The 15,202-nt window shown below is 64.1% G+C and carries 12 protein-coding genes; 11 read left to right on the top strand and 1 reads right to left on the bottom strand.

Features of this window, described 5'->3' with window-relative positions; genetic code table 11:
- Nucleotides 1-93 precede the first annotated feature (93 nt).
- The 6 genes from ABGV18_RS00690 (at nucleotide 94) to ABGV18_RS00665 (ending at nucleotide 7,334) form a co-directional block, all read left to right on the top strand.
- Nucleotides 94-1,176, top strand: coding sequence for a cell division protein ZipA (locus ABGV18_RS00690; protein ID WP_396584374.1), 1,083 nt, complete (start codon nucleotides 94-96; stop codon nucleotides 1,174-1,176).
- A 10-nt stretch (nucleotides 1,177-1,186) separates the two neighbouring features.
- Nucleotides 1,187-3,442 carry an NAD-dependent DNA ligase LigA gene (gene ligA, locus ABGV18_RS00685; RefSeq protein ID WP_396584373.1) on the top strand — a complete coding sequence of 752 codons (2,256 nt, stop codon included), beginning with the start codon at nucleotides 1,187-1,189 and terminating at the stop codon, nucleotides 3,440-3,442.
- Between the two features lie 159 nt (nucleotides 3,443-3,601).
- Entirely contained in the window at nucleotides 3,602-4,747 is a 1,146-nt protein-coding gene (locus tag ABGV18_RS00680; RefSeq protein WP_396584372.1) for a glycosyltransferase, read from the top strand.
- On the top strand, nucleotides 4,744-5,307 hold the full coding sequence (locus ABGV18_RS00675; protein ID WP_396584371.1) for a phosphatase PAP2 family protein: 564 nt from the start codon (nucleotides 4,744-4,746) through the stop codon (nucleotides 5,305-5,307). The genes ABGV18_RS00680 and ABGV18_RS00675 overlap by 4 nt, the downstream gene beginning before the upstream one ends.
- A gap of 346 nt (nucleotides 5,308-5,653) precedes the next feature.
- A complete protein-coding gene (locus ABGV18_RS00670; RefSeq protein WP_396584439.1) occupies nucleotides 5,654-6,007 on the top strand; it encodes a c-type cytochrome in 354 nt (117 codons plus the stop codon).
- Between the two features lie 40 nt (nucleotides 6,008-6,047).
- Nucleotides 6,048-7,334, top strand: a complete 1,287-nt coding sequence (locus tag ABGV18_RS00665) for an FCSD flavin-binding domain-containing protein (RefSeq protein WP_396584370.1) — start codon at nucleotides 6,048-6,050, stop codon at nucleotides 7,332-7,334.
- A gap of 360 nt (nucleotides 7,335-7,694) precedes the next feature.
- Here the strand turns inward: ABGV18_RS00665 and ABGV18_RS00660 are convergent, their stop codons facing one another.
- A complete protein-coding gene (locus ABGV18_RS00660; RefSeq protein WP_396584369.1) occupies nucleotides 7,695-8,540 on the bottom strand; it encodes an inositol monophosphatase family protein in 846 nt (281 codons plus the stop codon).
- A 231-nt stretch (nucleotides 8,541-8,771) separates the two neighbouring features.
- On the opposite strand from ABGV18_RS00660, the gene ABGV18_RS00655 reads away from it, so the two are divergent.
- Genes ABGV18_RS00655 through ABGV18_RS00635 form a run of 5 tightly spaced genes read left to right on the top strand, consistent with a single transcriptional unit; the run spans nucleotide 8,772 to nucleotide 15,166 of the window.
- Nucleotides 8,772-9,338, top strand: coding sequence for a GspH/FimT family pseudopilin (locus tag ABGV18_RS00655; RefSeq protein ID WP_396580516.1), 567 nt, complete (start codon nucleotides 8,772-8,774; stop codon nucleotides 9,336-9,338).
- Nucleotides 9,329-9,814, top strand: coding sequence for a type IV pilus modification protein PilV (gene pilV, locus ABGV18_RS00650; protein ID WP_396580514.1), 486 nt, complete (start codon nucleotides 9,329-9,331; stop codon nucleotides 9,812-9,814). The genes ABGV18_RS00655 and pilV overlap by 10 nt, the downstream gene beginning before the upstream one ends.
- On the top strand, nucleotides 9,811-10,860 hold the full coding sequence (locus tag ABGV18_RS00645) for a prepilin-type N-terminal cleavage/methylation domain-containing protein (protein ID WP_396580512.1): 1,050 nt from the start codon (nucleotides 9,811-9,813) through the stop codon (nucleotides 10,858-10,860). Before pilV ends, ABGV18_RS00645 begins: the two co-directional genes overlap by 4 nt.
- 1 nt (nucleotide 10,861) lies before the next feature.
- Entirely contained in the window at nucleotides 10,862-11,416 is a 555-nt protein-coding gene (locus tag ABGV18_RS00640) for a pilus assembly PilX family protein (protein ID WP_396584368.1), read from the top strand.
- Nucleotides 11,417-11,428: 12 nt separating this feature from the next.
- Nucleotides 11,429-15,166 (top strand): pilus assembly protein, encoded by a 3,738-nt coding sequence (locus ABGV18_RS00635; protein ID WP_396580508.1) that lies wholly within the window; start codon nucleotides 11,429-11,431, stop codon nucleotides 15,164-15,166.
- The last annotated feature ends 36 nt before the right edge of the window (nucleotides 15,167-15,202 follow it).

The following is a 15,202-nucleotide window of genomic DNA, read 5'->3' as shown; positions in this document are numbered from 1 at the left end:
CGACGAGTTGGCGTTGGCCGCCAGTTTTTGCGTGCCAGGCAGGAGTCTCTGCGTGAATGGGTGCGTGGCACCGGGTTTCGGGGAGTAGACGGTATGGAATGGTTGCGCTGGATTGTTCTGCTGGTGGGGCTGCTGGTGATCGGCGGCATCATCTGGATGTACCGCCGCCACCGCAGCGAGCAGGCCGTCGACCTCGGCGCTGGGCAGTCGCATCGCGGCGAGTACCACGACCCGATCGACACCAGCGTTGGCGCGAGGGTGGATGCCGAAAGTGCTGAAAGTGCCCGGGGCGAGCGGCGCGAGCCGCAGTTGGAGCTGGGCGCGGAACGGGGCGACGACAGCTGGTCACGGCCCGACGCGGACGGCTTCATCGATGGCGCCTCCGCGGGCCGGGTGGTCTGGCGTGCGCCGGATGCGGATGACGAGCCCGAGCGTCCGTCGCCCGCTGCCTCGCGCCCATGGCGAGAGGAGCCGGCCATCGAGCCCGAACCGGATTCGGGTTGGAACGAGCCGGCGGCCGAGCCACCGGTCCGCGAGGAGCCGCCGGTTGACGAGGAGCCCCCGGTCCGAGACGAATCGTCGGCCCGCCCGCGGCCCGGCTTTTCCAGCCTGTTCACCCGCCAGGGGCAGGTCACCCGCCAGGGACAGGCGAGCCCGCGCACCGAGCCGCAACCGTCGGTCGACGAGCCCGCCGAGCCGGATTCCGCCCAGGGCTCGAACGATACCGAGACCGTTGCAGCTGCCGAATCGGCAGATGCCGACGCGTCGGCCAGCGGGGCGGTTATCTCGATGATGATCGTCGACCGGGAGCAGGCGACGATGCCGCCCGAACGGGTGCGTCGTGCGATCGAGGATTCCGGCTTCGAATTCGGCGAGTTCGCGATCTACCACTTTCAGGATATCGATGGGGCCGACTGGTTCTCGCTGATGAATGCCGTCTCTCCGGGGCAGTTCAACCCCGACGATCTCTCCTCCTTCGAAACCCCCGCGCTGGCGTTGTTCATGCAACTGCCGGTACGCGGCGGCGCCGATCCGTCGCTGGTCTTCGAGCGCATGCACCAGGTGGCCACCTCGCTGGCCGAATCGCTGGATGCCATGCTGATCGACGACCGTCGCGAGCCGCTGGACAGCGAGTCGATCGACCGGTATCGCGAACTGATCGATATTCACGGCTGAGTCGCTGCGTATGAGCGATAGCGATGACCGCAAGCGCCTCGCAGCCCTGCGCGCCGAGATCAACCAGCACAACTTCCGCTACTACGCCCTCGACCGCCCCACGGTCCCGGATGCCGAGTACGACGCGCTGATGCGCGAACTCGAGGCGATCGAGCAGAAGCACCCCGACTGGATTACCCCCGACTCGCCCACCCAGACGGTGGGCGCCCCGCCCAGCCACGCCTTCGAGGCGGTCGAGCATCGCGTGCCGATGCTGTCGCTCGACAACGCCTTCGATGCCGACGAGTTCGCCGCCTTCGACCGGCGCGTGCGCGAGCGTCTCGGCCGCAACGAGCCGGTGCATTACCTGGCCGAGCCCAAGTTCGACGGGCTGGCCATCAGCCTCACCTACGAGGGCGGCATGCTCGCCCGGGCCGCGACCCGCGGCGATGGTCGACGCGGCGAGGACGTGACCGACAACGTCCGCACCATCGAGACCGTGCCCTTTGCGCTCGATCTGCCGGCGGCCAGCCGGGTCGAGGTCCGTGGTGAGGTGGTGATGCCCCACGCCTCCTTCGCCGAGATCAACCGTCGTGCCGAACGACGCGGCGAGAAGGTGTTTGCCAACCCGCGCAACGCCGCGGCCGGTTCGCTGCGACAGAAGGACCCCAGGGTCACGGCCAGTCGGCCGCTGCATTTCTTCGCCTATGGCATCGGTGCGGTCGACGGCATCGAGGCGCCCGAGACCCAGTCGGGCTGGCTCGACTGGCTTGAGCAACTGGGGTTTTCGGTCGCGGAGCATCGCGACCGGGTCGAGGGGCTGGATGGGGCGCAGGCCTTCCACGCCTCGCTGGGCGAAAAACGTGAGGGGTTGGCCTTCGATATCGATGGCGTGGTCTACAAGGTCGATTCGCTGGCGGATCAACAGCGTCTCGGCTTCGTCGCGCGCGCGCCGCGCTGGGCGATCGCCTGGAAATTCCCCGCCGAGGAAAAGCTCACGCAGGTGCGCGAGGTCGAGTTCCAGGTCGGGCGTACCGGCGCGCTCACGCCGGTGGCCCGGGTCGAGCCGGTGGCCGTGGGCGGGGTGATCGTCGCCAATATCACCCTGCACAACATGGACGAGATCGAGCGCAAGGACGTGCGTATCGGTGACTGGGTGCGCGTGCGCCGCGCCGGTGACGTGATTCCCGAGATCATCGAGGTGCTCCCGGACAAGCGCCCCGATGATGCCCAGATGATCGAGTTGCCCGCCACCTGCCCGGAATGCGGGTCCGAGGTGCTGCGCGACGAGGCGCAGGCGGTCGCGCGCTGCACCGGCGGGCTGTTCTGCCCGGCGCAGCGTCGCGAGGCGATCCGCCACTTCGCCAGTCGCAAGGCGATGGACATCGATGGGCTCGGCGAGAAATGGATCACCCTGTTTCTCGAGCGCAACCTCGTCGAGCATGTCGACGACCTGTTCCGCCTGAACCGCGATGACCTGATCGCCCTGCCGCGCATGGCAGCCAAGTCGGCGGACAATCTGCTCGAGTCGCTGGAGAAGGCCAAGGCGACCACGCTCGACCGATTCCTGTTTGCGCTGGGCATCCCCCTGGTCGGCAGCGAGACGGCCGACGAATTGGCCAAACACTTCCTCGCCCTTCAGGCGCTGCGCCAAGCGAGGTTCGAGGATTTCATCGAGCAGAAGGGGGTGACCGGCATCGGCCCCAAGCGCGCCGGGTCGCTCCAGGACTGGTTGGCGGAGCACGAGGCGGATGGGTCGACTGCCGTTTGCGATGCATTTGCCAAGGACAAGCCGGCGGGGGTGGATGAAAAGACCCTGTTGCGCCTGCAGGACGCGTTCCCGACGTTGGCCGAAATGCAACGCGCCGCCGAGGATGGCCAGCTGCAGAACGAGACCATCACCAAGGTGCCGGGCATCGGGCCGGAGATCGCGAAATCGATCGTCGCGTTCTTCAAGCAGGATCACAACAACGAGGTGATCGATGGCCTGCTCGAGGCGGGCATCCACTGGCCCACGCCCGAGGCGCCGGCGGACGACGCCCCACTGACGGGCAAGACCTTCGTCATCACCGGCTCGCTGCCGGACATGACCCGCGACGAAGCCTCGGATCGATTGACCGCGCTCGGGGCCAAGGTCACCAGCTCGGTCTCCAAGAAGACCACCGCCCTGATCGCCGGCGAGGCCGGTGGCAGCAAGCTCGACAAGGCGAAAAAGCTCGGCGTGCCCGTGCTCGACGCCGAGGCCTTCGCTCGCCTGCTGGATGACCCGTCCACCGTCCCCAGCTGACGTTCCTCCGCTGCCCGGCGGATTTTCCCCCCTGATCTCTGGCAGCCCATTGCCGCCTGTCGCCAAATCGTCAACGAGCCGACACGGTCCTGTCATCCATTGCCCCTAGCGTCCTGATTCATGGGGTAATCTCGCCCCGGATTGCCGCCGAGGTGCCGATTGGATATCCGACTGGTCACGGAAACCTTCCCGCCCGACATCAATGGGGTGGCCACGACACTGGGTTGCCTGGTCGCGGGCCTGCGCGACCGTGGCCACCGGGTGGTGATCACCTGCCCGAAGGCTGCGGTTCGCCGCGATCTGGGCGAGGGCGCGGAGGTGCGCGGGGTGGCGCTGCCCTTCTACCGCGAGGTGCGTTTTGGTTTGCCCCGGCGCCGGGCCTTTCTCGCCGAGTGGCGCGAGGATCCGCCGGATGTCGTGCACATCGCCACCGAGGGGCCGCTGGGTTCCTCGGCGCTGGCTGCTGCCCGCGCCCTGGGCTTGCCGGTCACCACCTCGCTGCACACCAACTTCCACGCCTACGCGCAGGCCTATCGGCTCGGTTGGCTCGCCCGGCCGGTGATGGGTCACCTGCGACGCTTTCACAATCGCGCGGCGAATACCTTCATTCCTACGGGCAAGCAGGCCGCCGAGCTCGAGGCCAGCGGCTTCGAGCGGCTGATGGTGCTGGGGCGGGGGGTCGATACCGACCTGTTCGCCCCGGCGCGGCGCGACCCCGACCTGCGCGCCTCCTGGGGCGCGGATGACCGGATACCGGTGCTGCTGCACGTCGGTCGGCTGGCCGCCGAGAAGAATCTCGATCTGCTGGCACAGGCCTGGTCGCGTGCTCGCGACATCAACCCGGACGTGCGGATGGTGATCGTCGGTGACGGGCCGGAACGCGCGCGGCTCGAACGGCAGCTGCCGGGCGCGGTCTTCGCCGGGGCGTTGCGGGGTGAGGCGCTGGCCCGGTACTACGCCTCGGCCGACGCGTTCCTGTTCCCCAGCCTCACCGAGACCTTCGGCATCGTGGTGCTGGAGGCCATGGCCAGCGGTCTTGATTGCCTGGCCTTCGATTACGCCGCTGGTCGCCAGCTAATCGAGTCGGGCGTGAATGGCCTGCTGGCGCCGGTTGGGGATTCAGGAGTCTTTCTCGACCGGGTGCCCGAGTTGCTGGCGGAAGGGTCGTGCGATCGGCGTGCGAGTGCCCGTGAAGCCGGCACGCATTACGGCTGGGCGGCGGTCGTCGACGGCTTCGAGCGGAACTTGGTCGAGGTGGCCGAGCGTGCCCAACGGGGTGTGCAGCCGCAGGAGGGGTGGGCATGAGCCTGTTGCGCCCCGATACGCCGGCAGCTGCCCGGTGGTCGCGTGTCCTCGGTGCCTACCTGGCCTGGGAGGCGCTGGTGACCGAGCGATGCAATCGCGCTCACCGAGTCATGGCGTTGCGCACCCTGTTCGCGACCGCCTCGAGGCTTGGCGACGGTCTGGGCTGGTATGTGCTGGCGCTCCTGATGCTTGTGCTGCATGGGGCGTCGGCCGTGTTGCCGATGGCGCTGATGATCGCCTCCGGTGGGGTGGGCGTGCTGATCTACCTGTCGATCAAGCGTCGCACGGCCCGCTTGCGCCCCCTGAATCGCAATGGTCGACTCGTGACCAGTGTCGCACCCCTTGATCAGTACAGCTTTCCCTCCGGCCACACCTTGCACGCGGTCAACTTCGGCATCCAGTTGGTGGCCTTCCAGCCCGCGTTGCTGTGGATCGTTCTGCCATTCGCCTTGCTGGTGGCGAGTTCACGCATGGTGCTCGGGCTGCACTACCTCTCCGATGTGCTGGTGGGGGCGGCGATCGGTTTGCTGCTCGCCGCGCTGACCCTGTCACTCCTCTGATTTCTTACCTTTGGTTCTTGGCCTTCCCGGCAGTCCATCGGGGTCGGGCGCCTTGGTGCCTATGTTTGCCCGCCATTCGAATATGGGAAAAGCCAGACCACGGATTGCCTGTGTGATCGGGTCGCTGATTCACGCGATCATGTAGCCATAAAAATGTGCAATGCGCATGCAAGATTATGAAAACACAATGTTTGTGCACCTATATCTGTTTGGCTATTCAATATGCCGACAAATTTGGCCTATATAAGCGGTGCAACGAGCAAAAGTTCGAGGGCATGTTTGTAACGCTTGGGCGGGGGCCGCTCGTGCTTGTCCGGGCGGCAAGGCAGATTTAGGAGGATTGGGCATGTCAAACAATCGAGAAGCGGCTTCGAGCCGCCGACTACCCGCCAGGACCCTTGCGGCCGTCGGGCTTGGCCTGACGTTGTTCGCTGGCGTATCGATGGCCGGTGATAAAGATGGGGCGATGGAAATGAGCAATAGATCGATCATCGGTGCCACCTGCATGGGGTGTCACGGCTTCGAGGGCAAGGGCTCCGGAAACATTCCGCGGCTGGCTGGCCTGTCGAAGGGCGTGATCGCCGGGAAGATGTTGGATTACAAGTCGGACGGCCTGGAAGGCACGGTCATGAACCGTATTGCCAAGGGGTATTCCGACGAGGAAATTCAGGCGGTGTCTGAATTCTTCGCCACTCAATAACCCACCCCTGCAGGCACAAGGAACACGAGAGGTAACCGCAATGAGTCTTTCCCGACGCGGATTTCTAAAACTGAGCATGGCGATGGCCGGCGTGGGCGCGGCGACCGGCCTGGTTGGCTGCCAAGGCAGCAATTCCATGGCCGACGCCAAGCGTGTGGTGGTCATCGGCGGCGGCTTTGGCGGCGCGACCGCGGCCAAGTACGTCAAGCTGTTCGACCCGTCCGTCGACGTCACCATGATCGATGGCCAGTCCAGCCACACCACCTGCCCGTTCTCCAATCTGGTCATCGGTGGTCTCAAGGACATCGACGAGATCACCCACGACTTCACGGCGCTGGAGAAGCGTGGCGTCAACGTGGTCAAGGGCTGGGTCACCGGCATCGATGCCGAGGCACGCACGGTCACCCTGAAGGACGGCAGTCGCTACGAGTACGACCGACTGGTCGTCTCCCCGGGCATCGACTTCAATTACGATGCCATCGAGGGCTACTCCGAGGAAGTCGCCAACACCAAGATGCCGCATGCCTGGCAGGCGGGTGAGCAGACCCTGTTGCTGCGTAAGCAACTCGAGGAAATGGAGGACGGCGGCACGTTCATCATGGCCGCGCCGCCCAACCCGTTCCGTTGCCCACCGGGGCCGTATGAGCGCGCCGGCCTGATCGCCAACTACTTCAAGGAAAACAAGCCCAACTCGAAGATCCTGATCCTTGATCCGAAAACCAACTTCTCCAAGGAACCGCTGTTCCGCGAAGGCTGGACGGCCAACTACGGCAACATGATCGAGTGGATCGGCGGCGACTTCGGTGGTGGTGTCGAGAAGGTCGACCCGGACACCATGACCGTCGTGGCCGGTGGCACCGAGTACCAGGGCGATGTCATCAACGTCATTCCGCCGCAGAAGGCCGGCTGGATCGCGCACGAGGCCGGCCTGGTCGACGATTCCGGCTGGTGCCCGATCAACACCGGCACCTACGAGTCGACCATGCATGCCGGGGTTCACGTCGTGGGGGATGCCTGCATCGGCTCGCCACTGCCCAAGTCCGGCTTTGCCGCGAATTCGCAGGCCAAGAACTGCGCGGCGGCGATCGTGGCCATGTTCCACAACGAGAACCCGCCAGAGCCGAGCTGGGTGAACACCTGCTACAGCCTGGTCGCCCCGGACTACGGCATTTCCGTTGCCGCGGTCTACGATGTGCAGGACGGCAAGACCGTCTCCGTCGAGGGCGCCGGTGGCGTCTCGCCGCTGGGTGGCAAGAACGCCGAGAAGGAAGCCGGCTACGCCCACGACTGGTATGCCTCGATCACCGAGGATATCTGGGGCAGTTGAGCCCGGGCCGTGTCGCCCCGTCCGGGCGGCAGAATCGAACAAGGCCCGTCATCGTAAGATGGCGGGCCTTTGCCTTTGTGGGATGGGTGACATCCAGCCATCTCGACAGGCTTTGCTTTGGGTTGGGCTGCAGCCCAACGTCGACTAAAGGCCGACTAGTTCGTCATGGTTAAGGAATCTAGCGCAGGGACACCAGCGTTTGGCGCGTTGCGCTTGCCAGGCAAGCTCCCGCAGTGGGGCAGTGCGGTGCCGTTGTGGGGTGTGGGAGCGCGCCCCGCGTGCGCAGGCCGCGACAGAGGCCGTTATGAGTGACACTAGTGATGTGCCCGGCAACATTGTCAAGCTCTCAGCTCTCAGCTCTCAGCTCTCAGCTCTCAGTTCTTCCAGCCAATCCTCCAGCAATTCGATATGCGTCGCGGCCACCGCCGAACGTGGTAGCGGTTCGAGCGGCCGGTCAAGGTAATCGATCTCGCCATCCAGGTCCGCCGACGCCCCGCCCGCCTCGTGCAGGATCAGTTGCCCGGCGGCGTAATCCCACAACTTCTGCTTGCCGTGCACGTACACTTGCACGCGATGCGCGGCCACCCAGCACCAGTCCAATGCCACCGAGCCGATCGAGCGCTGCGAGGCGTAGGGCGGATCACAAGCCAGGTGCGCCGCCACGCCGCGCGGCAGGCGCTTGAAGTCGACCGCGGCAAGACAGCTTTTCAATTGCTGCCTGGGTTCGTCGACAAGCGACAGCCGTTCCCCGTTCAGCCAGGCCCCTTCACCGCGTGAGGCATGGAAACACTCATTGCGGCTGGGGTCATAGACCACGCCGAATATCGTCTTTCCGCCCACCAGCAGGGCGACCGTCACCGAGAAAACCGGGAACCCGACCCGGAAGTTGCTCGTGCCGTCGAGCGGGTCCACCACCCAGGTGGACCGCCCGTCCAGGCACTCGCGCCAGGCCGCCTCCTGCTCGGCTACGGACATCTCCTCGCCGAGAAAGCCATGCTCTGGGAAACGTTGGGCAAGCCCGTCTTGCAGGTCGGACTGCATCGCGTGGTCGGTCGCCGTGACCCAGCTACCGTCGGTCTTGCGGTCGGCAGACTGGGTGCCTCCGCCCAGCAGGTGCTGGCGAGCCGCGTTTCGGACAAGGGTGATTACGGAAGACTGGTCATCGGGGGCGAATGCGTGCATTTCAGGAGCCTCTGTCTGGGTCACGTGGCCACGTCGGCCGGGTGATTCGTTTTTGTGCGCGGCGTCGAGTGCGTGCCGGTGGGAATGTCGAGCCATTTCCGTCGAGTCACCCGGTCGTCACAGCGAGTGACTTGTGATTCTACGTGACGCTGGTGGATGACCGTCTGTCGGTGACAAGGTGCCTCTTGTCACTTCCAGGCTGGCGGTTGTGGTTCTGGCATGATTGGATTCAGTCGTGAAAAAGGAATCGAAGGCATGACTCGCACTTTCGCCATACCCCGTTTAACGAATCGATCGTCCGGCTTCAGCTTGATCGAGCTGATGATCACCATTGTCGTGGCGGGGATTCTGCTAGCGGTCGCTATTCCGAGCTTCCGCAACCTCATCCTGTCCAACGAACTGACCACGACGACTAACGAGTGGGTCACCGCGGTTAACCTGGCGCGCTCGGAGGCGATCAAGCGCAGTGCTCCCGTCGTGGTTTGCGGCGCCGACGGCAACGAGAACACGGGGTTGAGTAACGGCTGTGCCGGAAATCTGGGCGAAGTGCGGGCTTTTCAGGCCGGCACGACCAATATCACGGTGGTGCGGGCGCCGCTTGAGTTGCCAGCCAGCGTTGAATTCAACAAGACGCAGAGCCTGCGGTTTAGCGGAATGGGGCTTGGTCGGATGCCAGACGGCGGCGTTCCGGGAACTGGCGGTCTCACTGATTTGGTTGCCGAAATACATTCAACCGGGTTGGGCGCCGACAGTTACCGATGCATCCGGTTGATTACCCGCTCCACATTGACCACTGAGTCGTCCGATACGGCATGCAACTGATGAATAAGTATATTCCGGACAGCAAGCGACAGGCTGGCGTAGGGCTGATCGAGATACTGATCGCCGTGCTCGTGCTCTCGATCGGCTTTCTCGGCATGGCCGCCTTGCAGACCAAGGCGCTGTCGAACAACAACAGCGCGATGGACCGGACACAGGCGACGATTGCCAGCTACTCAATCCTCGATGCGATGCGCGCGGATCGCGCCAACGTGCTGAATGGCAATTACAACACCACCGTGACCGTCGGCAGTTGCCCCGGCGCTGGCGGTACACTCGCCAGCGTGCAGTTGGATCGCTGGTGTACGGGGTCAACGGGCGTCACGCCTCCCGATGGTCTGGCCGCGCTCGGTACCGGCGCGACCGGCGAGATCAGTTGTGACGGCAATGGCATCTGTGAAATCACCGTGACGTTCGACGACGACAAAGCGACGGGTGGCAGTAGCGCCCAGGAAGTCGTGACCAGGGCCAGATTATGAAGAACAGGATTTATCAACGAAAACCGCGACAGGGTTGGCCGACCGCTCGAAGACAGGCGCAAGGATTCACGCTGGTCGAGCTGATGATCGCCATGGTGCTGGGCCTGATCATCATCGGTGGCGTGATCAGTGTCTTTCTCGCCAACAAGCAGTCCTACCGCACCAACGAGGCACTGAGCCAGGTGCAGGATCATGGCCGGACGGCGTTCGAGTTCCTCGCGCGGGACATCCGTATGGCGGGGCTGACCGGTTGCGGCAACCTCAATCGTATCGCGAACGTCCTGAACAATGGCCCGAACGGCGGCTCGGCGACCGACTGGTTTGCCGATTTCTCGAATTCAATTATCGGCTACGAGGGCAACCAGGCCGACCCCGCCGTGACCACAGGCACCGGTGAGGCCGAGCGCGTTGCCGGCACGGATTCGTTCCAGCTCGTGGGCATCGAGGGCAGCGGTTTCAGCGTCGAGAGTCACCAGCCGACATCGGCCCAGTTCAAGATCAATGAGGCAAGTACCGATTTCCAGGTGGGCGACATTGTCGTGGTTTGTGACCCCGACCACGCCGCGGTGATGCAGATCACTAACTACAACAGCAGTAACGTGACCGTGGTGCACAACACCGGTACCGGCACGCCGGGGAACTGCTCCAAGGGGCTGGGTTTCCCCACGCAGTGCAGCGCGGTCGGTAATAGCTACGAGTTCGGACCGAACTCGCAGATCGCCAAGCTCTCATCGACTGCCTGGTATATCGGCAATAACCCGGTGGGCGGCAATTCGCTCTACCGTGTCGACATTGTGAACAGCGGTGGCGTACCTACCGAACAGGCGACAGAAATGGTACGCAACGTGACGGACCTTCAGGTCACCTATCTCAGCGAGGGTGGAACCACGTTCCAGGATGCCGATGCCGTCACGAACTGGGCGCTGGTCGATGCGGCACGTGTGGCCTTGACCATGCAGAGTGAAATGGAGCGCGCCGGTACCGACCAGAATGCCCTGACGCGCACGTTGTCGACCACGGTCACGGTGCGGAACCGGGTGGAGTGACATGACGATGAATGCCCTGAAAAACCGACAATCCGGCATCGCGCTGGTGATCGCGCTGGTGCTGCTGTTGGCCATCACCCTGGTCGGGCTGGCTTCCATCCGCGGCACGACCTTGCAGGAAAAGATGTCGAGCAACCTGCAGGACCGCGATATCGCCTTCCAGGCGGCCGAGGCAGCCCTGCGTATCGCCGAACGGCGCATTGCCGACACCACGGCCGATATCTGGCACGACTGCTCGCTGGGTGGTGTGACCTGTGAGGCCCTGCCGTCGGGCGGGAGTGTGCCCTGGCAGACCGTAACGGCCGGCACGGCCGCAGACGAGTTCAATGCCGGCGCACTGTCGGCCGCGCAGCCGCAATACGTGGTCGAAAACATGGGGCTGTGGCCGGACCCGACTTCGAACACGGGGGTGAATCTCAGTGGGGCGGCCAGTCAGTACGGCGCGCAGGGGACCAGCACCACCATCAACTTCTATCGGGTCACGGCACGAAGCGCGGACCCGTCAGTGGCGTCGGACCGGGCCATCGTGGTCCTGCAGACCTGGGTTCGGGGCTAGGAGGAATATCCCATGAACATCTCAATGCGTTACCGGGCTCTCTCTTGTTACCTGCGAGGCCTCGGCAGGAGGCATGTCGTTCGAGTCGCTTCCAGTCTGCTGTTTGCGGCTGGGTTATGGACCGGGCAGGCGGCCGCGATCACCATCGACCAGACGCCGCTGATCGTGCAGCAGTCCCTGCCACCCAACGTGATGCTGCTGCTGGACGATTCCGGTTCGATGGCGCGCGAGTACATGCCGGATTCCGGCTATCTCAGCGACACCTCCGATCAGGGCATGCAGAGTGCGTCGGCCAACTACATCTACTACGACGAAAATGTGACCTACGAGCCGCCGGCGAAGCCGGATGGCACCAGCTATGCGGATGTCACCACCTTCCCTACGCTTCCGTTGGACGGTTTTGACAGCTCATCGTCAACGACGGACGTGACGGCCTATTACTCGACGGGCGGCTACGCGAACGTGAGCTTTCCGTTCTTCCGCGCCTTCTGTCCGTCGGGCACCACCCAGAGCAGTGTTCATTATGGCCGTTGTTATTCGGGCACTTATTACAACGATGCCGACCACGTCTATCTGTTCCAAGACAGCGGTAACAACAATTACTACTACGAGGCCGATGCCCTGGCATTCGTCTATACCACGCCCGATGGCAGCGGCGGCTATGACGAGCACTATGTCGCCACTAACTGTGCCGATCTGCCGAGCGGTGCACAGGGCAGCTGTGCCGACGATGCGGCCACCCAGCAGAATGTCGGGAACTGGTTCGGCTACTACCGTACCCGCATGCTGGCGGCCAAGAGCGGTCTGATGAATGGCTTCGCCGATGTGAGCGAGGAGTTCCGGGTCGGTTTCGGTTCGATCAACGGCAACTCGGCCGACTTTATCCGCAGTATTACTGCTGGCGATTGCGGGGACGTATTCAACGCGAGCTGCCGATACGGCTTTGCTACCGACACGGAGAGCAACAACGAATTCGCCGGGGTCGCTGTCTGGGGTGACGGTTCCTCCGGGACCCGCAAGGCCCAGTTCTGGGAGTGGCTGGAGGCCGCCGAGGGTAACCAGAACACCCCGCTGCGCGAAACGCTTGAGGCCGCCGGCGAGTATTACCGCACCGGCCAGCCGTGGTCGAGCGAAGACTCCAGCGGCACCTCGCAGGAACATGCCTGTCGTCAGTCCTACACCATCCTCACGTCGGACGGCTTCTGGAATGAGGTAGGCGATCCCGACCCGGATGTCGGGAATGCCGATGGCACCTCCGGCGCTACGCTGGGTGACGATGGCACCGGCAGCATGACGGCACCCAATGGCATCGAGTACACCTACGACGCGGTCGATCCGTACAGCGATGATTTCAGCAACACGCTGGCGGACGTCGCGATGTACTACTGGAAGAACGATCTGCGCACAGGGCTCGAGAACCAGGTCCCGACCACCGGCGAGGACCCCGCGTTCTGGCAGCACATGACCACCTTTTCCGTCGGACTTGGCTACGAGCCGCTCGACGCCAACGGCAACGCGATCGATGCCGATGCGGTGTTCGACTGGGCCAATGGTGGTGATCTGATCAGCGGTTTTTCCTGGCCGCAGCCGAGTTCGGGAAGCATCAACAACATCGCGGACATGCTGCATGCCGCGGTCAACGGCCACGGTGGTTTCTATTCCGCCAAGTCGGCGCAGGCGTTCTCGGCGGCGATTGCCGATGCCGTGGGGCGTACCGCCGAGCGCGTCGGTACCGGCGCGAGCCTGGCGGCGAACTCCACGCGCCTGGAAACCGGTACCGTCACCTACCAGGCGAACTATTTCACCGGCACCTGGGTCGGTGATCTCAAGGCTTATCCCGTGGACCCGGCCACCAAGCAGATTGCCACCTATCCGGACTGGTCAGCGGCCGACAACCTGCTTGCCGCGCCGGCAGATAGCTGCTCCGCATCGGTCGGGCAAGTCTGCCCGGATGGCCGGACGATTTACACCTACGCGACCGACGATGCCAACCTCGGGAACAACGACCCGCTGTACCGGGAGTTTCTGGCCACTGACATCGGCAGCCTGTCGAACGCGCAGCAGGCTGCCCTGGGCGGCACGGCCGCCGAGCGGCAGGCGATCGTCGACTTCCTGCGGGGTGACACCGCCAACGCCGAGGCCAATGGCGGAGGCTACCGCGATCGGAGCACCGCCCTGGGCGACATCGTGAACTCCCAGCCGGTCTACGTGGGGCAGCCTGACCCCAATCTCCACACCTCCCGCTCATTCACCGGCGTGAGCACCTATGCCGCCTTCGCCGAGGATCCTGAAGGAGACAACGACAACCAGGGCGTGGACCCCGAGGGCGGCAGCAATACTCGCGAGCCACTGGTCTACGTGGCTGCCAACGATGGGATGCTGCATGGCTTCGACGCGACTACCGGAGAAGAACACTACGCCTTCCTTCCGGGCGCGGTGATCGAGGCGGGCATCAAGAAACTCGCCGACCCGGACTACGGCGCCAACCCGGGTCACGAGTATTTCAATGACGGCGAGCTCACCGTGGCGGACGTCTACATCGACCTGCCATACACCAATGGCAACGATGTGCAGTGGCGGACCGTTTTGGTGGGCAGTACTGGTCGGGGCGAGGCGAAGACCGTCTACGCCCTCGACATCACCGACCCGGCCAATATCCGCTTCCTGTGGGAGCGCTCCGCCGGGGATGGCGGTGCCAACGCTGGTTATATCGGCCAGATGGTCGGCAAGCCGCTGGTCGTCCAGACGGCCGACGCCGAATGGTCGGTCCTGATCGGTAACGGCTACAACAGCACGAATGACAGCGCGGCGCTGTTGCAGTTCGACGTGGGGACGGGGGCACTGGACGTGCACGTGACCAATGACGGCATCACGGGCAACGGCCTCGCGGCCCCGGCCACCTTCGACTACACGGACAGCCCCGACGGTATTCAGGATGTGGCCTATGCCGGCGACCTCAACGGCTGGGTGTGGCGCTTCGATCTGAGCTCTTCGACCAGTGTTGGCGAACAGGTGTATCAGGCGACGGACGGCACGAATGCCCAGCCGATCACTGCCGGGTTGCTGTTGGGCAAGGATCCGGCGACCAACAACCTCTGGGCGTTCTTCGGTACCGGCAAGTACCTCTCGCAAGGCGATCTGGACGACCAGTCGGTACAGACCTGGTACGGCTTGATCGTCGAGTCGGGTGACGCCGATCTGCCGGTTTCCAGTGGGGATGGTCGTTCGGTGCTGGTCGAGCGGGACATTGTCGACGAGCAGAACAACGGCACCTTCTCTGCCCGCGCCTTCAGCAAGGGGGCGGTGAACGACATGGATGGCAAGTCCGGTTGGTACATGGATCTGATCTCGCCGGACAATGGTGTCGAGGGCGAGCGGATGGTCGAACCCAACCAGTTCCAGGGCGAGGTCCTCGTGGGCACATCGCTGATTCCCGACGCGGTAAACATCTGCAACCCGTCCGGCCGCGGCTTCATCATGGGGGTCGATCCGTTCGACGGCACCAACGTCGAGCAGCCGTTCGTCGATTACAACGGCGACGGCGTGGTCGATGCCTCCGACACGATCACCGTGAACGGGGAGACGTTCGCCGTTGGTGCGATCGGCTTCAACCGCCTTCCCAACGCGCCGATCTTCGTCGGCAATACCATGCTGATCAGTTTCGACGATGGCAGCACCGCCTCGGTCGAGGCGGCCGGTGGCGGCAGCTCGGGGCAGCGCAGTTCCTGGCGCGAGATCATCTTCGATTAATTCAAGGAGACACGGATGAGCACAGCGATGAACGCG

Origin of the sequence: Guyparkeria halopsychrophila (assembly GCF_044582135.1) — a bacterium.
GTDB lineage: Bacteria > Pseudomonadota > Gammaproteobacteria > Halothiobacillales > Halothiobacillaceae > Guyparkeria.
The sequence above is the reverse complement of the archived record's forward strand: the minus strand, read 5'-3'. Positions and strand labels throughout refer to the sequence as shown.